The following is a 23390-nucleotide window of genomic DNA, read 5'->3' as shown; positions in this document are numbered from 1 at the left end:
GCCGGTCCCCCGTACCGGCAAGGAGTCAACTTGACCGACTACCGCGCTCCCGCTTCCCATCCGCCCCGTCCGACACGGAGATTCGTGTCCCCCCTCGACATCTCGATCACGGCTTCCGCCACCGACACGGTGGTCACCGTATCCGGCGAAATCGATCTCGGCGTCTCCGATGACCTGCGCAAAGCGCTGGACGAGGAGCTCCGGTTCAAGCCGTCGGTACTGATCGCCGACCTGTCCGCGGTCACCTTCTGTGATTCGTCCGGCTTCACCGTCTTCGTGCAGACCCGCGCGAAAGCCGAAGAAGCCGGCGTCCCGTTCATCCTGGTCACCCAGGAGCGGGCCCTGCTTCGCCCGATGTCGCTGCTCGGCCTCGACGCGGTCCTCACCGTGCACCCGACGCTCGATTCGGCACGGGACGTGCTCACGCACTGACCAGCTGTCATGATGGGCGGTTGTGACGGGTGACAAGGATCCAGGCTTCCGTATCGGCGGACGTCCCCTGGCGGAGCGGCTGACCGAAGTCCTGCCTTCGCTCGCGAAGACGGTGCTCTCCGAGATCGTCCTCCGGATCCCGGAGTACGGCCTGCTGCCCGCCGAGGAACTCAGCGGCGACATCACGCACGTGATCGAGCAGAACCTGCGTTCCTTCATCGACACTCTGCGCACCGGCGCCACGCCGACGCGGCGGGAGCTCGACTTCCTCCGCGAATCGGCGGCCCGGCGCGCGGAGGAGGGCATCCCGATCGACGTCGTCCTCACCGCGTACCACATCGGCATCCAGGTGGTCTGGGCGTCGCTGACGCCGGACGCGCGTCCGGACGAGGTCGCCGACGTCCTGGCCGTCAACGCGCTGACCCTGCGTTATCTGGAGGTGGTCACGCCCGCGGTCGGCGCCGGCTACCTCGACGAACGCCGCACGATGTTCGACGACGAGCGTTCGGCGCGGCACACGGTGCTCTCCGCGCTGCTCGACGGCGAACCCGCGGAGGTCGCGGCGGGACAGGCGGGCCTGCGGCTGCCGCCGTGCTACATCGTCCTCGCGGCGTCGGTCGGGGCGCATCCGGACGAGGAGGTCGACGGGGTCGACCCGCTGGTCGCCGGGCGGCGGAAGCTCCGGCGGCTGCGGGTCGAACTGGAACGCCAGATCCGGGGCACCGTCCTGACCTCGCTCACGCCGGACGGCGGGCTCGCCCTGCTGCCGCACGAAACCGCGGCCGACGAACTGTCCACCCGGGACTGGGCTCGCTTGGAGCGGGTGCTCGCCGACGTCGCCCGGACGGCGGGCGCCGAGGTCATCGCCGGGACCGCCGCGGCCGAGCCGTCCGGGGTGCCCGCCGCGGCGAAACTCGCCCAGGACGTACTCGCGGTCGCCACCGGAACCGGGCGGCCGCCCGGGCTGTACCGGCTCGACGACGTCCTGCTCGAATACCAGCTTTCGCGTCCGGGCCCGGCACTCGACCGGCTGGCCACCCGGCTGACGCCGCTGGACGGCAACGAAGAACTCCTGCAGACGCTGGAGACCTTCCTCGACCGAGGCGGGCGCCGTCAGACGGCCGCGGCCCTGCACGTCCACCCCAACACGGTCGACTACCGGCTGCGCCGGATCGCCGATCTCACCGGGCTCGATCCCACTCGGCTCGAACATATCGCGCTGCTGAACGCGGCCCTTGCGGCTCGCGCCGCCACCCGGTCCAAGGCCTTGTGACACGTCACAGAACGTGAAGCGCTCCGCTCCGGCACAGGCCGAGCAGGCGGCAAGCGGAACGGCACTCGCCCGGGAAGACGAAGAGATTCGTGCCTGTTTCGTCGGCGAGCAACTGCGCGCGTTCGAGTGCCCGGATCCCCGTCACCCCGAAGAACTCGAGCTCGGACAGGTTGACGATCACCGTGGTGCCGCTGCCGTGGAGTCGCTGGTCGAGCATCTCCCAGAGGCGCGGCGCGGTCTCCAGGTCGACCTCGCCGTTCATCTTGACGACGGTGGTCCCCCTGGTCGGCCTGCTCACGTGCAGCCGGAGACGTTCCCGCGGTTCCTCGAGTGCCCGCCGTTCGGAGGACACTGAGAAGGCGCGCTTGTTGTCAAGCGCGCGGGGCGTCGACAGGGAAGTCATATGTGGAAGTACCCAGGCGCGCGGAGCGGTGAAACCGGCCGTCCGCTTGAAGACCCCGGAAAGCGGGTATCACCAGCGGGTCGGAGGTGATGTCCCATGTCCGCTGAACAGACGGGCCAGGGGCCGGTGGTGACCGGTTTCGACGGCTCGCCCGAGGCCCGCCGCGCCGTCCGCTGGGCGGTCGCCGAGGCGAAGACCCGCGGCCTCGGCGTGGTCCTCGCGTACTGCACTCGCGACCGGCTTCCCCCGCCCGGAGCGGACCCTGTCGCGACACCGCTGAACGAGGCGGTCCCTCAGGCCGCCGACGAGGCCGCGGAAGTGGAACCCGCCCGGCGGCAGCTCGCCTCGATGGCCGAAGCGCTGAAACGCTCCGACCCGGACCTCGACGTCCGCACGGTCGTGCGTGGAGGCACTCCGGAACAGGTGCTGACCTCGGTCGCCGACGAGACGGACGCGGCGATGATCGTGCTGGGCGAATCCCACACCGGGTTGTTCACCAGGGCCGTCCTCGGCTCGACGGAATCCGGCGTGACCAAGACCGCCGGCCGTCCCGTCGTGGTCGTGCGCGGAGACGAGCCGCCACCCGGCGGGCCGGTGATCCTCGGTACCGACGGCTCGGAGCAAAGCTCGCAGGCGGCGGGATTCGCTTTCGATTTCGCCTCCCGGCACGGGCTCACGGTGCACGCGGTGCACGTCGCGCGGATGCCGCTCTGGGGTCCCGCGAGCGAGCCGCTGCTCGGCGGGCCGGTACTGGATCCGGCGCCCGGTATACCCCAGGAGGTCGCCGACGAGCTCGTCGCGCGGCAGCTCGAGCCGTGGCGGGAGCGCTATCCGGACGTCCCCGTGGAGACGGTGCACGGGGTGGGGCCCGCCGCGCAGGCGTTGACCGTGCAATCCAGTGAGGCCGCGCTGCTGGTGCTCGGCCGGAGCGATCACGGTGATCTCCGGCGTCTCCTGCTGGGTTCGGTCAGCGACGACGCGCTGCATCACGCGCATTGCCCGGTGGCGGTGGTCCGGGCCCAGCCGGTCGGCTGAGCCCGGCGTCTCACGAAGAAGCGAGCTCTCCGAGCGTGCGCCGCGAAACGCGGAGTTCCGCGGCCAGCAGGAGGCCGCCCGTGCGGGCCTGGGCGAGCGCGTAACCGACGTCGGCGACCTTGTCCCAGGCCTCGCCCGCCGTGTCGCCCGCGCCGACCCGGCCTGCCAGCAGGCATTCTTCGAGCTGGCCCTGCAGGCCGGGCAGAACCTGGACGAGGTCGTCGGCGAGCTGCTGCAACGCCCCGATGGTCCGGCACAGGTCGGCGGGCGAGGCGGGTTCACCCGCCCGCAGGCTGCTGTGCAGGTGGCGTACGACCGATCCGGCCTGTGCGGCCAGCAGATACGGCGGCTCCTGCGACTTGGGGCTCATTGCCGTGGAATACCCCGTGCGCGACCTGCGAAAACAAAGTTTGTGCCGAACAGGCCGCGGGTATCAGCGGTTGTGAACAACGACGTACTCACCTTCGGGGTCGAGGAAGAGTTCTTCGTGGTGGACCGGACCGGTCACCTTTCGCCGGCGGGCGACGCCGTCGTGGACGCCGCGGACGAAGAAGAAGGCGAACTCCAGCAGGAGCTCACCCGTTCCCAAGCCGAATCGGCCACCGGCATCTGCACGACCCGCGACGAGGCCGAGCGGCAGCTGACGACCCTGCGCACCGACCTGGCCGAAGCCGCCGCACGGCGGGGTTGCCGCCTGCTGCCCAGCGGCAGCGCGCCGCTCGCGGAAACGGCTCTGCCCGCCATCACCCCGAATCCGCGCTACGAGCGGATGTCCGAACACTTCGGGGCGACCGCGCGGACGTCGCACACCTGTGGCTGTCACGTGCACATCGCCGTCCCCGACCGGGAAACCGGGATCCGGGTGATCGACCGCGTGCGGCCCTTCCTGCCCGCGCTGCTGACCTTGACCGCCAATTCCGCGATCTGCGACGGCTACGACACCGGGTACGCCAGCTGGCGTTACCAGCAGTGGAACCGCTGGCCCTCGGCGGGCGCGCCGCCGAGATTCGGCTCGCTGGACCACTACGAGAGCATCGTCGATGCCTGGCTGCGGGCGGGCGCCATCCTCGATCGCGCGATGGTCTATTGGGACGTAAGGCTTTCCGAGAAACAGCCGACGGTGGAGTTCCGGCTCGGTGACGTCGCAGCCACCGTCGGCGAAGCGGTCCTCTACGGAGTGCTGATCCGCGGCCTGGTCGGCACGATCCTCGCCTCGGAGGAACAGCCCTCGAAGCTGTCCAACGAGGTGCTGCGCGCGCAGATCTGGCGGGCGTCGAGGGAAGGACTCTCCGGGCGCTGCCCGCATTTCCGGACCGGCGACCTCGCCCCGGCGAGCGACGTGCTCGACGACGTCGTCACGTTCGCCTCGGGTGCGCTGGCCGAAACCGGTGATCTCGACTTCGTCCGCGACGGGTGTGCGCGGCTGGCCGCCGGGGGCGGCGGGGCGGATCGGCAACGGGCGCGGTTCGAGAAGCGGGGTGTCGCGGAGGACGTCGTGGACCTCCTCGCCGTCCGGCCGACCTGACCGCGCTCAGGATTCCTGTTCCAGGCAGGTAAGCGCTTGGGCAGCGAGCCGCCGGACCTCGCTCCAGCCACTGTCACCGAACCAGGCCGCGTCCGAACTCGTAGGACCTTGGCGATCCGACACGGCGACGACCGCGGCCACGACCTCGCGAATCGCGTCGACCTCATGGCCGTCACGGAGGATCGTCCCGATTGACGTGGCCGGATCCACCGAGTCCCACGGGGTGTCGTCCACCAGCCAATGGACGGCGTTGGTGAGGTCCGCGCCGTCCAGCACTGGAGGCTCTGCTGCGAGCACCTTGAGCGCGGAGAGCACATCCTCACGCCGTTCGGGCCATTCGACATCCATGGGCCCATGGTGTCAGGTCCGCCCGACCTCGACCCCGCCCCGTGATTGAAGGCGGAACTCGCGTGATCGAAAGCGTAACTCGCGTGATTGGAGCCGTATCTCGTGACTTACGGCTCCAATCACGCGAGTTACGGCCCCAAGCACGCGTCTTACGGCTTCAAGCCCGGCTTCAGTTCCGGCGGGCGGCGCAACGGGCCCCAGTCCGCGTCGTGCCGCGCCCGGTCCCGCAACATATCCCGGGCCTCCCGGAGCACCGCGGTGGAGATCCTGCCGACCGGTTCGGGATCGGTCAGCAGCGGCTCGTTGTCCGGACCCGAACCCACGATCCGGCCCGCCAGCACCCAGGGTTTGGTATCACGACGGCGTTCGTGGCTGAGGTGGCAGTAGTCGTAGAGCCGCCGGGCCAGCCAGAGTTCGAGCGGCTGATCCCGCCACCAGGGTTCGGGATCGAGGGGGTTCACCGAAAGTCCCGGCAGTTCCGCTCCGGTGAGTTCGTCCCGGCTCGTGCCGGGGCGATGCTCGGGAGTCGGCGCCCACCGGACGTACAGTCCTTTCCGCCGCCTGACCAGCGCGGCGAGATCCCCCAGTGACTCCAATTGTTCCATCGAGCACTCCAGCCGAGAAGTGGACACGGTGACCGGCGCGCCGGCGTCCCTGCTCCGCCGGGGCTGCCCACGCCGGTCCACCTCACGGCCGGTGGACGTACAACCTCGCTACGCCGGCCGTTGTCTTCCGGTTACCCACTCGTCACGCGACTACACCGATTTCACGAGCGAGCGATCCACGAGATGAGCGATCTCCTCCAGCACCAGCTTCGCTTCCGGGATCGAGGCCAGCATCCACGCGTGGATCATGCCCTCGTACTCGTGATAGCCCAACGGCACGCCTTGCTCGGTGCACAGCGTGTGCAGCCGCCGGGCGTCGGCGAGCAGGACGTCCTTGGTTCCGATGTAGACGGTCAGCGCCCCGAGCCCGGAAAGATCGCCGGACAACGGGCTGAGTCTGGGATCGGTGCGGGGCAATGGTCCACTGTAGAGTCTCGCCGCCTCGTTCAGACCGGTGAGCGCGAGGTAGGGGTCGCGTTCGTCCAGCGCGGGTTGCGCCGGATGGCTCATCGTCAGGTCCAGCCACGGCGACAGCAGGACGGTCTCCTTCGGCACCGGCCTGCCTTCGTCCCGCAACGCCTTGGTGAGCGCCAAGGCGATGCCCGCGCCGGCGGAATCCCCCATCACGATCCGGTCCTCCGGCTCGGCAGCAGCGGCGAACTCGTCGTAGGCGCGACGGACGAACGCGGTGGTCTCCGGGCATTGATGCTCCGGGGCCAGCGGGTAGATCGGCACGGTGACCGAGCAGCCGGTGCGGTCGATCAGCCGTCCGAAGAACCGCCAGTGGTCGTGCTGGATCTGGTGCACGTAAGCACCACCGTGGAAGTACAGCACGTGCTTGGCGACCCCGCCGCGTCGCGGGCGGATCGTGTAACAAGGCCGTCCGTCCACTTCGGACCGCTCGACGTCGAACCGGCGCCGGATCGCGCGGATCGGCCCTCGGTCGCCCTTCGCTTGGCTGCTTTCGATGCTCCGGCGGAATCGGTCGAGCTCGGCGTACGTGCGCTTCCGTTTGGTGAGGCGCAGCCAGGCGAGCAGCGATTTCGCCGTGAGACTCGTCTTAGACTTGATCACGGGGAACCGTCCGATGCCAGTTGCGGGAGAACGTCCTTCGCTCGCCTTCGAAGGCGTCGAGTTGCGCGTCGATCACGAACTCGGTGGGAGTGCACGAAACCCGGGTCCGCGTCTCGGACCTCGCGGACCAGTCCCCGCGGGCGAACGTCATCGACCACGCCGTCTCCGCCACCGGGGAACAGAAGTCGTCGGCGACCCACGAGTACCGCTCGAAGACGTTCCTCGTGACGTCGAGATCGATGTCCTCGAACCGCACCTTGCCTTCGTTCTTCACGATTTCGAGCGCGGAGCGGTAGTCGATCAGGTCGCGGGAAACGGTCCAGCGCTGTTCGCCGGGCTCGACCTGGGTCGCCGGCAGTGGTTCCGTGCCTTCGGGTTCCCCGAACGGCCGAGCCGGGACCTCGTCCGCTTCGGCCATCGGCCGCACCGGCAACGTCAAGGTGCTCTGTCCGGTGTGGACGGTCACCCTCGCCGGTTCCGGCGGAGGCCACGCGAGCGGCCAGTACGACGACGAGATCGACAGCCGGATCCGGTGCCCGGCGGGGAAAGCCTGCGCGACGGCGTTGAGCTCGACCCGCACCCGGTATCGCGTACCCGGTTCGAGCGGCTCCGGGTCGTCGTGGCCGTCCCGGTGGGTCAGGTTCAGCAGGCCGTAGGTCACTCGCGTGGCCCTGCCGTCCGGCGCGACGTCGGACAGCCGGACGGCGACCTGCGCGACCGGCTTGTCCGCCGACACCTCCAGATCCACCACCGGCGAACCGAGGATCTCGCACGGCTCGGCGAGCTCGTCGGTGTCGAAGACGAGCGAGCCACCGTCCTCTTCCCGCTGGTCGTACGGCAGGTCGGGCGGAGCGCTGTAGGAGGCCCATTTACCGGCGAACTGGCCGACCGAAAGCGGCGATTCCACCGGCAGATCCTCCGCCGGGACCTCCTCGCCGGGTCGCGCGATCCGGTGCCGTGCGAGCCGATGCTCCGACGGACGCACATGCGGCGAAGGCCAGGACGGCTCCCCGACCCAGCGGCCGGGGCGGTCCTCGTACGAGGTCGACGGTGGCACGCTGTCCTGCATCCAGGTCTGCAGCATCGGGCCGTCCATGACGCCGTTTTCGACGTCCTTCAGCCAGTGATCCCACCAGCGGACCAGCTCCTGCAGATACCCGATGGCGGGGCCTGGCCGTCCGAGATGCGGGTACTTGTGCGACCACGGCCCGATCAGTCCGCGCCGCGGCACGTCGAGATTGGCCAGCAGCCGCGAGACCGCGTTCGAGTACCCGTCCGCCCAGCCGCTCGACGCGAGGACCGGCACCTGGACGTCGCTGTAGTTCTCACAGACCGACGCGTGCCGCCAGTATTCGTCACGCCGCTGGTGGCTCAGCCATTCGCCCACCCAGAGACCGCAGTTCTCCAGGCGTTCGTGCCACAGGTCGCGCCACCGCTCCCCCGCCAGCGCGGGGTCGGGCGGCAATGTGGCATAGGCGAACATCGTGGACGCTTCGGCGACGTTGTCCGACAGCAGGCAGCCACCCATGTAGTGCATGTCGTCGGAGTACCGGTCGTCGGTGAACGACGAGATCGCGATCGCGGTCAGGCTCGGCGGTTTGCGCGCCGCCACCTGCAGGGCGGCGAACCCACCCCAGGAGATGCCCATCATGCCGGTCCGGCCGGAACACCATGGCTGCGCGGCGATCCATTCGAGGACGTCCTCGGCGTCGAGTTGCTCCCGTTCGAGGTATTCGTCGGCGAGGACTCCCTCCGACTCCCCCGAACCGCGGATGTCGACGCGGACGCACGCGTAACCGTGCCCCGCGAGGTACGGATGGTGCACCGAATCCCGCACCGACGTCAGATCACGGTGCCGGTACGGGATGTACTCCAGGATCGCCGGAACCGGTTCGCCGTCCGAGGCGACCGGCCGCCAGATCCGGGCCGACAGCCGGACGCCGTCGGAAACCGGGATCCAGACATGGTCCTCCTCGGTGATCTCGTACGGCAGCGAAGCCACCGTCCGCATGGGCTACCCCTCCTCGAATTCGAACCGCAGCGCTTCGGTGCACCGGCGGTACTTGCTCTCCATCTCCCGTTCGGTCTGCGCCGCCACGAAGATGTGCGCGAGCTCGTAGCTGTAGCTGTCCTGTTCGGGCAGATCGGACAGCCGGGTGTCCTTCTCGGCCACCAGTTCGATCTTCACCCCGGGGATCTCCGCCTCCAGGTCGGCGATCTCGGCGCGGGTGGGCACCCGGGTGACGAGCGCGTCGCGGAACCGGCGGTAATACCACTTGCCCGCGATCCGGTAGTCGCCCCGGTTCCGTCGCGCTCCGGGATCCTGGCCCAGGCCCAGCCGGACCATGATCTGGTGGTTCGCCACCCCGTCCACGTACTCGAACAGTTCCGCGTGGGACTGCGAATGCCGAGGGTTGATCTCCAGCAGGCAGGCCTGCCCGGATTCGGGATGACAGAAGAACTCGATGCTGAACGTCGCGTTGTCGAAACCGATCTGCTCCATCACACGGACGGAGATCTCCTTCATCCGCTCGACGGCGTCCGCGGGAAGCTGCGACGGGTACTGATGCCGGAGGAAGGACGTCGAATCGGGATAGTTGATCGAATCGAGCACCCCGTAGACCGTGACCTGTCCTTTGTAGACATAGCCTTCGGTCGCGGCCTGCACACCGTTGAGCTCTCCTTCGGCGAGGCACGCGGCCCCACCGGCGTTCGCGACCTCTTCGGGGAGGTCGACCGTGGCCAGCACGCGCTCGAAGGGTTTGCCGACCCGGTCGACACCCGCCCGGATCTCGGCGACCGCCTTGTCGAACTCGTCGTCGTCGGCGACGTGGAAGGCCAGCTCCGAGGAGAACGACTTCACCGGTTTGAGCCACATGGGGTAGTCGACCCCCTCGGGCGGTCGCGGGTCGTCCTCGTCCAGATCGACGATGCCGAACGACGGCACCTCGTCGATCACCTTCGCCTGTTCGAGGCGGCTCCAGTACTTGTGCTCGCACTTCAGCACGGCCTCGAGAGAGACTCCCGGGAGCCCGTACTTCTCGCACAGCATCGCGACCATCGTCGAGGACGGGAAGTCCCAATAGCTGACGATCGCGTCGATCGGCTCGGAGAAGGCGTCCAAATGCGCCTCCGCCTTCTCCACGAGCTCGACGATCGGGATCTCGCCGTGCTGCAGCTCCTCCGGTGAGAGCAACGCGTGGAAGCGATACCGGTCGGCACCGGGGATTCGTCTCAGCACCTCCTCGTTCGCGTCGTCGAGACCGATGACGAAGATGTTCTTTTCCTCTGGGGGCCTGGAGGATGTGGTCATAGGCCAGGCCTACCCGCTCAAGTGGGCCGGAAAACCAGGGTTTGCCCGCTCCGCCCCGAGGGAATCCGGCCCGCATGACGGAGTTGCCCGGAACGCGTTCATTGTGGCTCGACACGGCTCCCGCTCCCGATCGCACCGGCACGCCCTTGCCGCCGCAGGTCGACGTCGCCGTCCTCGGCGGCGGTATCGCCGGGCTCACCACGGCGTACCGGCTGGCGAGGGCGGGGCGTTCGGTTCTCGTACTGGAGGCCGGCCGTGTCGCCGCCGGGGTCTCCGGCCACACCACCGCCAAGATCAGTACCCAGCACGGGCTCAAGTACGCCACGCTGGCCAAGACCAAGGGCGCCGAAGCCGCCGCGATGTACGCGTACACGCAGGCGGCCGCCCTCGATTGGATCGCGGCGGCCACGGCCGAACTCGGCGTCGACTGCGGGTTCACCCGCTCCGACAGCTTCGTCTACACGACCAGGCCCGAAACCATCGAAAGCCTCGAACGGGAGGCCGAAGCGGCCGCCGAGGCGGGTCTTCCGGCCTCCTACGTCACCGAAGTCGACCTCGACGTGCCCGCCCTCGGCGCGGTCAAGTTCGCGTCGCAGGCGCATTTCCACCCGCGCCGCTGGCTGCTCGCGCTGGCCGCCGAAATCGAACGCGCGGGCGGGACGATCGTCGAAGGGGTACGCGCGGAAGGTCTCGACGAACTCGGCGGGACCAAGGTGCGCACGAGCTCGGGTGACGTGCGCGCCGGCGAGGTCGTGGTCACGACCCACTACCCCGTGTTCGACCGCGGCCTGTTCTTCGCCCGGCTCGATCCGGTCCGCGATCTGGTGGTCGCCGGACCCGTCGCGGGGAATCACCCACCCGAGGGGATGTATCTGGACGCCGACACCCACCACTCCGTCCGGAGCTACCTCAACGACGGTGTGCCGTACGCGGTCGTGGGCGGCGAGCATTACCGGGTCGGCGACTCCGTCGACGTCGAGAGCCGCTACGAACGGCTGGCCACGTGGGCGCGCGAGCACGCCGGCGTGCACCGGGTCACCCACCGGTGGTCCGCGCACGATCTGTCCACTTTGGACTCTGTGCCGTACGTCGGCCGCTACCACCCGGCCAGCCGTCACCTCTGGGTCGCCACCGGTTTCGGCCAGTGGGGTATGACGGGCGGTACCGCGGCCGGGCTGCTGCTCGCGGATCTGCTGACCGGACGTGACAATCCGTCGGCGGGCCTGTACGACCCGAACCGCTTCGACCTCCGGTCGGCGATCTCGACCGTCGAGAACAACGCGACCGTGGCGAAATTCCTGGTGGGCGACCACCTCAGCGCGTTGCGCAAACCCGCTTCCCTCGACGAACTCGCGCCCGGCGAGGCGAAGGTGACCCGCGACGGCGGCGAACTCGTCGCCGCCTACCGCGATCCGGGTGGCGAGCTGCACGCCGTCGGCGCCCACTGCACCCATCTCGGCTGCCTCGTCGCGTTCAACAACGCGGAGAAGACCTGGGACTGCCCGTGCCACGGTTCGAGGTTCGGGCTGGACGGGTCGGTGATCCAAGGGCCGGCCGTGCGCGCGCTACCGAAGAAGCGGGAGCGCTGATGACCGGGATCGGCATCGAAGAAGAGTTCCTGCTGGTCGATCCGAGGACCGGGGTGAGCTGCCCCCGGGCCGAGGCGGTGCTCGAACGGCATCGCGTCTGCTGTCCGCTGCCGGACGGCGCGGCGGTCCACCGCGAACTGCGGCCGACCCAGATCGAGGCCGCCACCGGCGTCTGCGACACGGCCGACGAGCTGTACGAGCACCTGACCGCGGGACGCCGCACGCTCGCCGAAGCGGCCGCGGGCGAGGACTGCGCCATCATCGCCGCCGGCACTCCCCCGCGTCCCTCGCCCGAACGCGACCACGAGGCCGTCGACCGGTTCGGCAAGGTCGACGCGCTGTACGCCGGTGTGGTCAAGGCCTACGAGGCCTGCGGATGCCACGTGCACGTCAGCGTGCCCGACCGGGAGACCGCGGTCGCCGTCGTGAACCATCTGGGTGAATGGCTGCCCACCCTGCTGGCGTTGTCGGGCAACTCGCCCTTCGCAGGTGGCCGCGACACCGGCTACGAGAGCTGGCGAATGGTGGAGCAGAGCCGGTTCCCCGGCTCGGGTATCGCCCCGTACTTCGTCGACGCCGCCGCTTACGAGGAACAGGTCGGCAAGCTGGTGGACTGCGGGGTCCTGGTGGACGAGAACCAGACTTTCTGGCTCGCGAGGCCGTCGGCGCGGTGGCCGACGGTCGAGGTCCGCGCCGCCGACACCGCGTCCACCGTGGACGAAGCCGTCCTGCAGGGCCTGCTGACCCGCGCGCTGGTGCGCACCGCCCTCACCGACCTGGACCACGGGGTGGAGGCCGCGCCGCTGGATCCGCAGATCGCCGCCGCGGCCGTGTGGTCGGCCGCGCGTCACGGGCTTTCGGGGCCTGCCGTCGACCCGGTGGCGGGAAAGCCGGTCCCGGTGGGCGACCGGGTCGCCGCGCTGCTGGCACATACGAGGCAGGCGTTGGAGGACACGGGTGACGCGGACCTCGTCCGCATCCTGCTCGGCCGTCTGGAACGGGAGGGCACCGGCGCCGAACGGCAGCGCCGGGCCGCCGCCGACGGAGAGATCGCGGTGTTGCGGATGCTGACCGAAGAGACGGTTCCGCACGCCTAGATCGGGTACTCGCGCGACATGACGACGATCGACCGTGATGTGGCCGCGAGGCTGCCTGAAATCCGCGGCCCGCTTTCCGCCGCCGTGGTGGACACCCTGGCGGGCGGACGCCGAGACGATTTCGACCCCGAAGTGGCGACCGGCGCCGACCCGTTCGGTGAAGACCTCCAGCTGGCGCTGCACGTCTGCTACGAACTCCACTATCAGGGCTTCGACGGCGTCGACTCGGAGTGGGAGTGGGACTCGCGGCTGCTCGCCTTCCGATCCGTTCTGGAGCACGTGTTCCTCGACGGTATCCGCGCCGCCGTGCCCGGCGGGGACGACGTCGGCGGGCTGCTGGACGAGTTGCTCGTCGAACCGGTCGACGGCGGCGGCGTTTCCCATTTCCTGCGTGACGAGGGCGAATGGTGGCACGTCGAGGAGTACTTCGCGCAGCGGTCGATCTACCACCTGAAGGAGGCCGATCCCCACGCGTGGGTGATCCCGCGCCTGCGGGGCAGGGCCAAGGCCGCGCTGGTCGCCGTGGAGTTCGACGAGTTCGGCGGCGGGCGGACCGATCAGGCGCATTCCCGGCTGTTCGGGGATCTGCTGACCGCCGCCGGCCTGTCGGACGGCTACCTCGCTTACCTCGATCACGTCCCCGCCTGCACGCTGGCGACGGTGAACATGATGTCGCTGTTCGGCCTGCACCGGGGCCTGCGTGGCGCGCTCGTCGGCCACTTCGCCGCCGCCGAGATCACCACCGCGCCCGCCGCCCGCCGCATGGACCAGGCATTGGAACGTCTCGGCGCGGCACCGGAATGCCGCTACTTCTACACCGAGCACATCGAGGCCGACGCGGTGCACGAACAGGTGCTGCGGCACGACGTCGTCGGCGATCTGCTCGACCGGGAACCCGGACTGGCGGCGGACATCGCGCTGGGCATCCAGGCCACCGACCTGCTGGAAACCCGGCTGACCGAGCACCTGCTCGGCGCTTGGTCAGCCGGGGAGACCTCACTCCTCAGGCCGCTGCATCCCCTGCCGTGACCGGCGGCGGTGGCTCGTGTCGCAGAACGGGTACCGCTTGCTGCGGCGGCACGCGCAGAGGGCGACCACGAAGCGATCCGAGGTCACCGTCCCGCCGTCGTCCGTGACGATCTCGACCGGCCCCTCCACCAGGAGGGGCCCGCCGGGTTCGATCCGGACCCTGGTCCTACGGCCGGTCGGCACGGATCACCACCAGGTCCTCGTGACTTTGCTCGGCCTCGATCAGGCCCGCCGCCTCGAGGAAGGCCGCCCGTGCCCGCATGACCGGTCCGAAGGGGATCGACCGGGTGGCGACCACCGACGGTGTCAACCCCGCCGCCCGCAACTGCGTCGACGACGTGTCGGGGCCGGAGACCGCGGAATGGACCATCATCAGGTAGCCGCCCGGTGCCACCAATTCGGCCGCCTGGGCACAGACCTGGTCGAGCACGATCCGGCCGTCCGGCCCCGCGTCCCACGCCCGCGCGGCGCCGGTGGCGGGTATCGGCGAGGGAACGTACGGCGGGTTCGCCAGCACGACGTCGAACGGGCCACCGCTCGCTGCCTCGGCCAAGCCGCCCCGAAGCGGCCGGACCGGGAGGCGGCGCAGCCGCGCGTTGACCCATACCGCGGCCAGCGCCCGCCGGGAGATGTCCACGGCGGTCACCGATCTCGCGCCGTGCGCCGCGGCCGTCAGCGCGAGGGCGCCGGTGCCGGTGCAGAGGTCGAGGACTTTCGCTTCACGGGGCATCCCCGACGCGCTCAACGCGCTCGCCAGCAGCCACGTGTCGTGTTGCGGGCGATAGACCCCCGGCGGCCGCAGCAGCCATGGCCGCGCCGGGGCGAGTGGAATCGTTGCTGCCTGGGAGATCGCGGTCATGTCCCCTCCGGTTCGCCGTAGTTGCCCACGGCTACCCCGGTCGTACGGCGCGAAACGTCCACAGTGGTCGCCTTGGTCGTGAGTGGCGTTTCGGGTTCTAACCCGAAACGCCACTCACGACCCACTGGACCGACGCCTCAGGTCCGTTCCCTTGTACCGCACTCGCGTGATCGAAGCCGTAACTCACGTGATCAGCGGCGGAACACCGAGTGGAGCCTCCAGTCACGCGAGTTACGTGCCTGATCACGCGAGTCACGCCTTTACCGATCACTAGAACGCGAGAAAGCGGGTAACCGCGAGGAAACCGAACGAAGGAGACCCTCATGGACACCGGACCCGCCAAAGGCGATTCCACCGACAGCGAGAAATTGGACCAGGAAGACCGCGAAGAGACCCGCGGCGAGCAGGGCACGTCGTCCGGAGACCCGCACGACGACACAGACCCGCAGTCCGGCGAATGAGGCGCGCCGCCGAACGCGTTTTCACGGCCGCACCACGGGGTACCCGGTCGGCTCGCGGCGAAACGGAGGCTTTCCGATGAACCTACGTACGACGGGCTTCCTTCTGCGACCGGTGGTGCTGGTCATCGCGCTGGTCCACCTCGTCCTGGGAGTGCTCGGCTTCTTCTTCCTTCCCGAGGCGAACGAGGTCGGCGAAAACACGCTGTGGATCTTCAGCGCGACAGGCATGCTCGACGTCATCCGCACCGTGATCGGCGTCCTCGGCCTGGTCGCCGTGGTCAAACCGTCCGCGATCCCGGCCTACAGCTGGCTGGTTTTCGTCGCGTTCACGGGTTTGACCGCCTTCGGTGTGCTCTCGGCGGGGACCGATTCCGCCGGTGACGCCGTCAATCTCAGCTGGGCCGACAACGTCCTGCACGGGCTGACCGCCCTCGTGGCACTCGTGGTGGGCGTCGCGTCCATTCGCAGTTCCCAGCGGAAGCAAAGTAAGACAAGGGAAAACGTTTAGTCCGTCCACAACGGGCAACTTGGCGGGTATGACGAAAACGCCCCCGCTCCGGATTCTCCTGTGGCACGTCCACGGTTCCTGGACCGAGGCCTTCGTCCGCGGTGGCCACCACTGTTTCCTGCCGCTCCTCGAAGAGGGCGGACCGTGGGGTCGCGGACTCAGCGGCCGTGACTGGCCCTCCGCCCGGGAGGTTCCGGTCGACGACCTGAAGGATCTCGACGTCGACGTCGTGATCCTCCAGCGGCCGGAGGAGATCCACCTGGCCGCGCGGTGGCTGCGCCGCCGTCCCGGCAAGGAAGTGCCCGCCGTCTACGTCGAGCACAACACGCCCCGGGAGCACGCCGCCACCACGCGGCATCCGCTGGCCGAACGCGACGACATCCCGCTGGTCCACGTGACCCATTTCAACGAACTGATGTGGGACTCCGGCCTCGCGCCCACGGTGGTCGTGCCGCACGGGATCCCCGATCCCGGTGAGCGGTACACCGGCGAACTGCCCCACGGCGCGGCCCTGATCAACGAACCCGCGCGGCGGGGCCGGATCACCGGAACCGATCTGCTCCCCGCGTTCGCGGAGATCGCGCCGGTCGACGTGTACGGGATCGGCGCGGAAGAACTCCACGGCCGGCACCCCGCGGTCCATCCCGGCGGCGATCTGCGGAGCCGGGAGCTGCACGCCGAGGTGGCCCGGCGGCGCGTCTACCTCCACACCGCGAGGTGGACGTCGCTGGGCCTTTCGCTGCTCGAAGCGATGCATCTGGGCATGCCGGTCGTGGCACTCGCGACCACCGAAGCGGTACTCGCGGTCCCGCCGGACGCCGGCGCCGTCTCGACGGACGTCGAGGCGTTGGCGAGGGCATACCGCGAGCTCATCCACGAACCCGATTTCGCCGTGCTGGCGGGGAAAACCGCACGCGAGTTCGCGTTGAGCCACTACGGGCTCGACGCGTTCCTCAGCCGCTGGAACGCCCTGCTGGCCGAAGTGACCGCTTGATTCCGCCGCAGGCGGAGGGAAGGAGCCCGATGAGGATCGCGATGGTTTCCGAGCACGCGAGCCCGCTCGCCGCCATGGGCGGAGCCGATGCCGGGGGTCAGAACGTCCACGTCGCGGCCCTTTCCGCCGCGCTGAGCAGGCAGGGACACGACGTCACCGTCTACACGCGCCGCGACAACCGCCGTGTCGCCGCGACCGTCGAGACGCCGGACGGTTACCGCGTCGTCCACGTTCCGGCGGGGCCGGCCAAAAAGCTGCCGAAGGACGAGCTGCTGCCGCATATGGGCGAGTTCGGCCGGGTGCTGCGGTCCCGCTGGGCCAAGGACCGGCCCGACGTCGTCCACGCGCACTTCTGGATGTCCGGCCTGGCTTCGATTCTCGCGGCGAAGGATCTCGGAATCCCGGTGGCACAGACCTTTCACGCGCTGGGCGTGGTGAAACGCCGCTATCAGGGCAAGAACGACACGAGCCCGCACGACCGGATCCGGCTCGAGCGGATGATCGCCAAACAGGCCGACCGCGTGATCGCGACCTGTTCGGACGAGGTCTTCGAACTCGTGCGGATGGGGTTGCCGCGTTCGCGTGCTTCGGTCGTCCCGTGTGGAGTCGACCTGACGACGTTCACCCCGGATGGTGGCGTGGCCGACCGGACGGCCCGGCGCCGGATCGTCAGCGTCGGCAGGCTGGTCCCGCGCAAGGGTTTCGACCTCGCCATCGCCGCGCTGCCGTCGCTCCCGGACACGGAACTGGTCATCGTGGGCGGCCCGGACGGGGGACCGCTCGACAAGGCACCGGAGGTTCGGCGGTTGCGGGCGATCGCCGAACGGGCCGGCGTCGGCGACCGCGTACATCTGCCCGGGCTCGTGTCGCGCGAACAAATGCCCGCCCTCCTGCGCTCAGCCGACGCGGTGGTCTGCACGCCTTGGTACGAACCGTTCGGCATCGTGCCGCTGGAGGCGATGGCCTGTGGTGTCCCGGTCGTGGCGACCGCCGTCGGCGGGCTGACCGACACGGTCGTCGACGGGGTCACCGGGATGCTGGTCCCTCCGCGCAACCCCGGGGAGCTGGCGGCTGCGCTGCGACGCCTTCTCGGTGACGCTTCGTTGTGCGAGTCGTTCGGACTCGCCGGAGCGGATCGGGTGCGGGCGCGGTACTCCTGGGACAGGGTCGCTTCGGATTGCTTGCGCGCTTACGGGCGTGTTCTGACCGGGGAGACGGAAGTGGCGGCGGCCGCTTCACCTTCCTGAGGTCCGGCGGCGCCGGGCGTCACCCGACGTACCGGCGCGCGACCGAGTTCCGCTGCGATTCCTCCAGCAGGACCAGTCCCCGCTCGACCGCCGCCGGGACGACCGCCCGTTCCCGCACCACCCACGGAATCCCCCGTACCGCTTCCGCCACCGCCGCGAACGTCGCCCGATCGAGGGGCGCCGAACGCAGCACCGCGACCATCCGGCGCAGGACACTGCCGAGCGGCCGCCGCAGCCACAACGTCCACAGCGTGTTGCGGATGCCGAGCTGACGACGGCGTCGCGGGTCGCGGACGGGCGAGGGAGCGTGATGGATCACCATCTCCTCGTCCCAGCACATCCACCAGCCCTTGCTCGCGAGGTCGAGGGCGAACAGCTCTTCCTCTCCCCCGAGCCACATCCGGTCGGAGAACCCGCCGACGTCGTGGAACGCGCGGACTCGGACGGCCGAAAGCCCCGCCATGACGCCCAGCAGAGCGGGGCCGGGCAGCCATTCCGGTCCGGGGACCGGCGAATGGCGCAGTTCCGGGGTGATCGGGTCTTCGGTCAGGGACGGCTCCACCAGGCACCGGCCGGTCACCACGCCCAGCCCGGGGAACGCGTCCAGCCGGTCGGCGGCGCGGCGCAGGGACCCGGGCTGCCATCGGGTGTCGTCGTCGCAGAAGGCGACATACGGCGTCTCCACTTCGCGGACGGCGAGATTGCGCGCGACGGCGCCGAGATTCCGCGGCGCGCGGATCAGCCGGATGGAGGGGAACCGTTCTTCGACGGCGTCCGCGGTGCCGTCGGTGGAAGCGTTGTCCACCAGCACGATCGGCGCCGCGTCGGGGAGCGCGGTCATCGAGGCGAGCGTCTCCAGCAACTGCGCCCGACGGTTGTGCGTGATCACCACGACCGTGATCCGGTCCTCCACTTCATCCTCCATGGGCGTGTTCCAGTACCCGGATCCGGCGTTCCACCGAAGCGGGCAGCCGTTGTCGGTCGGCGAGCGCCCACGGCAGGCGTCGCACCACCCCGGCGAGCGCGCCGAGTACGCGTGGCTCCCTCGGCGCCCTGGCCAGCGTCCGGAAGGCCTCGGCGAGGCATCGGCGCAGTGGCCGCCTCATCACCGTGATCAGCATGCGGTTGCGGAGTTCGGCACGCTCCCGCCAGGACGACGACGGCCGCACCGAAGACGGATGATGATGCGCGCGTACCGCCTCCGCGTAGCAGAGCCACCAGCCGCGCGCCGCCAGGTCGTAGGACAGCAAACGCTCCTCGGCGCCGAAATGCAGCAGTGGATGAAAGCCGGCGGCCTGGAGATACGCGGTCCGCCGCACGATCGCGGAACAGGCGAGGAAGCCGAGCACGGCCGGTCCGGGAAGCCCCTCGGGCCTGCCGAGCGGGCTCGCGGCCATCATCGAGACGACCGGATCCTCCCGTTCTTCCTCGCCCACCAGGGTTTTCGCAGCCACCAAGCCGATGTCGTCGTGGGTGTCGAGAATCCGTTCCGCTTCGGCGAGCGCGCCTTCGGCCCACCAGGAATCGTCGTCGCTGAAGGCGACATACGGCGTCCGAGCCACCGCGACCCCGAGATTCCGCGCCGCCACACCGATGTTGCGCGGCAACCGGATTACCCGTACCCCGTGGAAAGCCGCGGCCCTGACCGCCGTGCCGTCGGACGAACCGTTGTCCACCACCACGATCGGCGGAGCCGGCCGCAACGCGGTCAGCTCGCGCAACGTCCGTTCCAGTTCCGGTGCTCGATCGCGGGTGGCGATCACCACCGTCGTCGAAGCGGCGTTCATCGGACCGGCCTGGTCTTGAGGGCCTTCACCATGTCCCGCATGAGCCCGTTGTCGGCGGGCAGTGCGCGGAGCGCGGCCACCGCCCGGCCCTGCACCGAAGAACACCAGCGCCACCAGGAGTCGAGTACATCCCGATCCCCCGCTTCTTCGGCCGGGACGAGCGCGGGCCAGCCGAGCGCGTCGGCTTGGGCGCTGACCTTGCCGCCACCCGCGACCGGGTCGATGGCCAGCGCCGGCACCCCGGCCTGGAGGCTCAGCACCAGGCCGTGCAGCCGCGTCGTGACCACGACGTCCAGATGCGACAGGATCGAGGTGAACTGATCCGGTGTCTCGCAGCGTTCCCAATCCGACGACGCCAGCCGCGTGTCGAGCGGCACCCGGGCGCAATCCACCCCGGCGATCCACTCGCGCACCGACGCGTGCACCTCCGCGTGGCGACCGGAATCGCCGTACTCCCGTTGCGGCGGTGCCAGGATCACGCCGGTCACCAACACCTGGTCGGTCGGCACGCCGAGGGAGAGATCCGGCGCGCCGACCTTCTCCTGATCCCGTGGGAAAACCTGGTCGAACCCGGTGACCGTGTCGTCCTCCGGGTCGATCACCGACACCCCGACCGCGATCCGATGGCAATGGGCGAAGCGCCGGTGCACCTCCCGGATCTGCCATCCGTGCGCCGGCCCGCAGACGAAGACCACGTGGCTGTACCGGGCCGGATCCACCTCTTCGTAGTTGACCTCCCCGGGCCGGTAGACCGGACTCCATGCCAGATCGTGTTCCATCCCCATGGTGGACAACGCCTCGTCGACCCTGCGCATGCTGAGCACGTCTCCCGCGGTGGCCTCGCCGTGGCGGAAGCTGGCCCAGCCGATAACCAATGCACGCATACCCGAGACTTACCCGGCTTGTCCGCGTTCACACGGTTTTTTCCGGGCCCGCACCGGGTAGCCCCTCGCCATGGACAGAGCGCTGGTGACCGGGGGCGCGGGATTCGTCGGTTCGCATCTGTGCGAACGTTTGCTGGAGGCGGGAACGGAGGTGGTCGCGGCCGACAACTTCGCGACCGCCGCCACGGTCAACGTGGCGCATCTGCTCGACCGTCCGGGGTTCCGGCTCCTCTCCCGGGACGTCACCGGGCCGATGACCGCGCCGGGCCCGTTCGACGTCGTCTTCCACCTGGCGTCCGCCGCCTCGCCGCGGGACTACCTCCGCCTTCCGCTGGAGACGCTGCGCGCGGGCTCGTACGGCACCGAACGGGCGCTGGACATCGCCGAACGCGACGGCGCCCGGTTCGTCCTCGCGTCGACGAGCGAGGTCTACGGCGATCCGCGGGAGCATCCGCAGCGCGAGGAGTACTGGGGGCACGTGAACCCGATCGGCCCGCGCAGCGTCTACGACGAAGCCAAGCGGTACGCCGAGGCGCTCACTTCGGCCATGCGCCGGGAGCGGGACGTGAACACCGGTATAGCGCGGATCTTCAACACCTACGGTCCTCGTATGCGTCCCGACGACGGCCGCATGATCCCGACGTTCATCGGGCAGGCGCTCGCGGGCGCGCCGCTCACCGTGACCGGCACCGGCGGCCAGACCCGGTCCCTCTGCTACGTCGACGACACCGTCCGCGGCCTGATCGCGCTGGCCGCTTCCGACGTGCCCGGCCCGGTGAACCTCGGCAACCCGCACGAACTCACCGTGCTGCGGATCGCGGAGGAGATCCTGGCCGTCACCGGCAGCGCGTCCCGGATCGAATACGTCGACGCCGCCGTCGACGATCCGGCCCGCCGGTGCCCGGACATCTCCCGCGCCCGCAGCGAACTCGGCTGGGAGCCGGAGATCGCACTGGCGGAAGGACTTCCGCGCACCGTCGCGTGGTTCACGCGGCAGGGATCTGGCCCGTACCCGGCCGTCGGCGCGTGACTGGATGGCCGACACGCGTGATCAAACGGACGACACACGTGTCCAGGCGGACGACTCGGGGCCGGTTCCGGATCAGGCGCGTGTCGTCCGTCCAGTCACGCGTGTCGTCCATCTGATCACACGCGCCGTCTCCCCCATTTCCCCCTAGAGACGCTTCGCTCAGTAGCGACGTCCTGGGCTTTTGCGCCGCATCGTTTATCCACGAACGCACCGGGTAGCGCTACAGGAGTAAGCGCGGGTCACGGCCCGCGGCCCCGACCGGAGAGGTGGCCCGGTGCGCATACTCGGTGTCAACGCCGTCTTCCACGACCCGGCCGCGGCCCTGGTCGTCGATGGCGAAATCGTGGCGGCGGCGGAGGAAGAACGGTTCAGCCGTCGCAAACACGGCAAACGACCGGTGCCGTTCTCCGCTTGGGAACAGCCCGTCGAGGCCGCCGCGTGGTGCCTGGCCGAGGCCGGGATCTCCGCTCAGGATCTCGACGCCGTCGGCTATTCCTACGATCCGGCGCTCGTGGAGCCGGGCATGGCGGGGCACGACGGGAAGAACGAATGTCTCCGCACCGACTTCGCCCGCCGGGCTCCCGCGTTCCTCAAGGCGGCCTTGCCGGGGCTGGATCCCGCGACCGTCCGCTTCGTCCGGCACCACGTCGCGCACGCCGCCTCGGCCGCGCTCGCCGCGCCGTTCGACGACTGCGCGGTGCTGGTCGCCGACGGTCGTGGGGAGAGCACGTCCTATCTCGCGGGCGAGTACCGCGACGGCAAGTTCGAGGAGCTCGCCGAGCAGCGCCTCCCCCACTCCCTCGGGCTGATGTACGAGGACCTGACCGAGCACCTCGGTTTCGCCCGGTCCAGTGACGAGTACAAGGTGATGGCCCTCGCCTCCTACGGCAAGCCCCGCTTCCTCGACCGGATCGCGGAAAGCGTGCACACCAACGGGATGGGGTTCCGCACCGACGAGATCGACTGGGCGTCGTTCGCTCCCGCCGTCGAGCCCGGCCAGGAACCGGGGCAGGTCCACGCCGACCTGACCGCGAGCGTGCAGCGGTGCCTGGAGGACGTCCTTCTCGACCTGACGACCAAGCTCCACGAGCACACCGGGCACGGCGACCTCGCGCTGGCGGGCGGGATCGCGCTCAACTGCGTCGCCAACACCCGGCTCCACGCCGAGGGACCGTTCGACCGGATCTGGGTCCAGCCCGCCGCCGGTGACGCCGGCACCGCGCTCGGCGCGGCTTTGGAGCTCGCCGCGGAATTCGGCGACCGCGGCGGCCCGATGACCGGCGCGGATCTCGGCCGCGGCTGGACCGACGACCAGCTGGAGAACGCGCTCAAGACCGCGAACGTGCGCTACGAGCGACCGGACGACGTCGCCGAGGCCGTCGCCGAAGCACTGGCCGAAAACCGGATCGTGGCCTGGTTCCAGGGCCGGTCCGAATTCGGCCCGCGCGCGCTCGGCCATCGGTCGCTGCTCGCGCATCCCGGGCACGAGACCAATCTGGAACGGCTGAACGACGTCAAGGGCCGCGAACAGTTCCGCCCGGTCGCCCCGATGGTGCTAGCCGAACGCGCGGGCGAGATCTTCTCCCGCGGCCCGCTTCCCAGTCCCTACATGCTTTTCGTCCACGACGTCGCTCCACAATGGAGGGACAAGATCCCGGCCGTCACCCATGTCGACGGTACGGCCCGGGTGCAGACGGTCGACGCGGACGACGAGCCGCTCGTGGCCCGGATGCTCGGCGCGTTCGAACGCCGCACCGGCGTCCCCGCCGTGGTCAACACCAGTCTCAACACCGCGGGCAGGCCGATGGTCGATTCCCCCAGGGACGCCTTGGAGTGCTTCGGTTCGGCCCCCATCGACCTGCTCGCCCTCGGACCGTTCGTGGTCCGCCGTCCCTGA

The 23390-nt window shown here is 69.7% G+C and carries 25 protein-coding genes; 13 read left to right on the top strand and 12 right to left on the bottom strand.

Going from position 1 to position 23390, the window contains the following annotated elements; translation table 11 throughout:
- Positions 1–84: 84 nt before the first annotated feature.
- Together ED92_RS30945 and ED92_RS30940 are read left to right on the top strand one after the other, a co-directional pair.
- A complete protein-coding gene (locus tag ED92_RS30945; protein WP_063777632.1) occupies positions 85–432 on the top strand; it encodes an STAS domain-containing protein in 348 nt (115 codons plus the stop codon).
- A 22-nt stretch (positions 433–454) separates the two neighbouring features.
- Positions 455–1705 carry a CdaR family transcriptional regulator gene (locus ED92_RS30940; protein WP_037344394.1) on the top strand — a complete coding sequence of 417 codons (1251 nt, stop codon included), beginning with the start codon at positions 455–457 and terminating at the stop codon, positions 1703–1705.
- 4 nt (positions 1706–1709) lie between these two features.
- Here ED92_RS30940 and ED92_RS30935 read toward each other — a convergent pair whose 3' ends face one another.
- A complete protein-coding gene (locus tag ED92_RS30935; RefSeq protein ID WP_235213399.1) occupies positions 1710–2057 on the bottom strand; it encodes an STAS domain-containing protein in 348 nt (115 codons plus the stop codon).
- Between the two features lie 147 nt (positions 2058–2204).
- Here ED92_RS30935 and ED92_RS30930 point away from each other — a divergent pair, with 147 nt between their 5' ends.
- Positions 2205–3143, top strand: coding sequence for a universal stress protein (locus tag ED92_RS30930; RefSeq protein ID WP_037344393.1), 939 nt, complete (start codon positions 2205–2207; stop codon positions 3141–3143).
- Between the two features lie 10 nt (positions 3144–3153).
- On the opposite strand, the gene ED92_RS30925 is transcribed toward ED92_RS30930, so the two are convergent.
- Positions 3154–3513, bottom strand: a complete 360-nt coding sequence (locus ED92_RS30925) for a hypothetical protein (RefSeq protein WP_037344392.1) — start codon at positions 3511–3513, stop codon at positions 3154–3156.
- Between the two features lie 72 nt (positions 3514–3585).
- Here ED92_RS30925 and ED92_RS30920 point away from each other — a divergent pair, with 72 nt between their 5' ends.
- Complete coding sequence (locus ED92_RS30920; RefSeq protein ID WP_037344390.1) at positions 3586–4668, top strand: glutamate--cysteine ligase; 1083 nt, start codon at positions 3586–3588, stop codon at positions 4666–4668.
- A 6-nt stretch (positions 4669–4674) separates the two neighbouring features.
- Here ED92_RS30920 and ED92_RS30915 read toward each other — a convergent pair whose 3' ends face one another.
- The 5 genes from ED92_RS30915 to ED92_RS30895 all read right to left on the bottom strand — a co-directional run bounded on the left by ED92_RS30915 (position 4675) and on the right by ED92_RS30895 (position 10008).
- A complete protein-coding gene (locus tag ED92_RS30915) occupies positions 4675–5016 on the bottom strand; it encodes a hypothetical protein (RefSeq protein WP_235213398.1) in 342 nt (113 codons plus the stop codon).
- Between the two features lie 149 nt (positions 5017–5165).
- Positions 5166–5621 (bottom strand): DUF6098 family protein, encoded by a 456-nt coding sequence (locus tag ED92_RS30910; protein ID WP_037344387.1) that lies wholly within the window; start codon positions 5619–5621, stop codon positions 5166–5168.
- A gap of 150 nt (positions 5622–5771) precedes the next feature.
- The gene (locus tag ED92_RS30905; RefSeq protein WP_037344384.1) at positions 5772–6695 is read right to left on the bottom strand and encodes an alpha/beta hydrolase; all 924 of its coding nucleotides are present in this window, start codon (positions 6693–6695) and stop codon (positions 5772–5774) included.
- Positions 6682–8706, bottom strand: coding sequence for a CocE/NonD family hydrolase (locus ED92_RS30900; protein WP_037344382.1), 2025 nt, complete (start codon positions 8704–8706; stop codon positions 6682–6684). The genes ED92_RS30905 and ED92_RS30900 overlap by 14 nt, the downstream gene beginning before the upstream one ends.
- Before the next feature lie 3 nt (positions 8707–8709).
- Positions 8710–10008, bottom strand: a complete 1299-nt coding sequence (locus ED92_RS30895) for an acetyl-CoA carboxylase biotin carboxylase subunit family protein (protein ID WP_037344379.1) — start codon at positions 10006–10008, stop codon at positions 8710–8712.
- A gap of 74 nt (positions 10009–10082) precedes the next feature.
- Between ED92_RS30895 and ED92_RS30890 the strand changes: the two genes are divergently transcribed.
- The 3 genes from ED92_RS30890 to ED92_RS30880 are packed head-to-tail and all read left to right on the top strand — an operon-like array spanning position 10083 to position 13723.
- On the top strand, positions 10083–11597 hold the full coding sequence (locus ED92_RS30890; protein WP_037344376.1) for an FAD-dependent oxidoreductase: 1515 nt from the start codon (positions 10083–10085) through the stop codon (positions 11595–11597).
- Entirely contained in the window at positions 11597–12694 is a 1098-nt protein-coding gene (locus ED92_RS30885; RefSeq protein WP_037344374.1) for a glutamate--cysteine ligase, read from the top strand. The genes ED92_RS30890 and ED92_RS30885 overlap by 1 nt, the downstream gene beginning before the upstream one ends.
- Before the next feature lie 18 nt (positions 12695–12712).
- Positions 12713–13723 carry an iron-containing redox enzyme family protein gene (locus tag ED92_RS30880; RefSeq protein ID WP_037344371.1) on the top strand — a complete coding sequence of 337 codons (1011 nt, stop codon included), beginning with the start codon at positions 12713–12715 and terminating at the stop codon, positions 13721–13723.
- Here the strand turns inward: ED92_RS30880 and ED92_RS30875 are convergent.
- On the bottom strand, positions 13691–13906 hold the full coding sequence (locus ED92_RS30875; RefSeq protein WP_037344370.1) for a CDGSH iron-sulfur domain-containing protein: 216 nt from the start codon (positions 13904–13906) through the stop codon (positions 13691–13693). The two genes, ED92_RS30880 and ED92_RS30875, sit on opposite strands and share 33 nt — an antisense overlap.
- A complete protein-coding gene (locus tag ED92_RS30870) occupies positions 13890–14582 on the bottom strand; it encodes a methyltransferase (RefSeq protein WP_037344367.1) in 693 nt (230 codons plus the stop codon). Before ED92_RS30870 ends, ED92_RS30875 begins: the two co-directional genes overlap by 17 nt.
- Before the next feature lie 323 nt (positions 14583–14905).
- Between ED92_RS30870 and ED92_RS43055 the strand changes: the two genes are divergently transcribed.
- The 4 genes from ED92_RS43055 to ED92_RS30855 all read left to right on the top strand — a co-directional run bounded on the left by ED92_RS43055 (position 14906) and on the right by ED92_RS30855 (position 17792).
- On the top strand, positions 14906–15043 hold the full coding sequence (locus ED92_RS43055; protein WP_162836903.1) for a hypothetical protein: 138 nt from the start codon (positions 14906–14908) through the stop codon (positions 15041–15043).
- 76 nt (positions 15044–15119) lie between these two features.
- Positions 15120–15551, top strand: coding sequence for a DUF4383 domain-containing protein (locus tag ED92_RS30865; RefSeq protein WP_037344364.1), 432 nt, complete (start codon positions 15120–15122; stop codon positions 15549–15551).
- Between the two features lie 28 nt (positions 15552–15579).
- Entirely contained in the window at positions 15580–16545 is a 966-nt protein-coding gene (locus ED92_RS30860; protein ID WP_037344361.1) for a glycosyltransferase, read from the top strand.
- A 29-nt stretch (positions 16546–16574) separates the two neighbouring features.
- Positions 16575–17792: a glycosyltransferase gene (locus tag ED92_RS30855; RefSeq protein ID WP_037344360.1), complete on the top strand. Its 1218-nt coding sequence runs from the start codon at positions 16575–16577 to the stop codon at positions 17790–17792.
- Positions 17793–17811: 19 nt separating this feature from the next.
- Here the strand turns inward: ED92_RS30855 and ED92_RS30850 are convergent, their stop codons facing one another.
- Genes ED92_RS30850 through ED92_RS30840 form a run of 3 tightly spaced genes read right to left on the bottom strand, consistent with a single transcriptional unit; the run spans position 17812 to position 20463 of the window.
- A complete protein-coding gene (locus ED92_RS30850; RefSeq protein WP_037344357.1) occupies positions 17812–18717 on the bottom strand; it encodes a glycosyltransferase family 2 protein in 906 nt (301 codons plus the stop codon).
- Complete coding sequence (locus tag ED92_RS30845; RefSeq protein WP_037344354.1) at positions 18707–19579, bottom strand: glycosyltransferase family 2 protein; 873 nt, start codon at positions 19577–19579, stop codon at positions 18707–18709. Before ED92_RS30845 ends, ED92_RS30850 begins: the two co-directional genes overlap by 11 nt.
- Positions 19576–20463 (bottom strand): polysaccharide pyruvyl transferase family protein, encoded by an 888-nt coding sequence (locus tag ED92_RS30840; RefSeq protein WP_037344352.1) that lies wholly within the window; start codon positions 20461–20463, stop codon positions 19576–19578. Before ED92_RS30840 ends, ED92_RS30845 begins: the two co-directional genes overlap by 4 nt.
- 70 nt (positions 20464–20533) lie before the next feature.
- Here ED92_RS30840 and ED92_RS30835 point away from each other — a divergent pair, with 70 nt between their 5' ends.
- Both ED92_RS30835 and ED92_RS30830 read left to right on the top strand, forming a co-directional pair.
- A complete protein-coding gene (locus tag ED92_RS30835) occupies positions 20534–21493 on the top strand; it encodes an NAD-dependent epimerase/dehydratase family protein (RefSeq protein ID WP_037344351.1) in 960 nt (319 codons plus the stop codon).
- Positions 21494–21767: 274 nt separating this feature from the next.
- A complete protein-coding gene (locus tag ED92_RS30830; RefSeq protein WP_037344349.1) occupies positions 21768–23390 on the top strand; it encodes a carbamoyltransferase C-terminal domain-containing protein in 1623 nt (540 codons plus the stop codon).

This window comes from Amycolatopsis sp. MJM2582 (genome assembly GCF_000754115.1).
Lineage (GTDB): Bacteria > Actinomycetota > Actinomycetes > Mycobacteriales > Pseudonocardiaceae > Amycolatopsis > Amycolatopsis japonica.
This window is presented reverse-complemented; position numbering and strand designations above follow the sequence as displayed.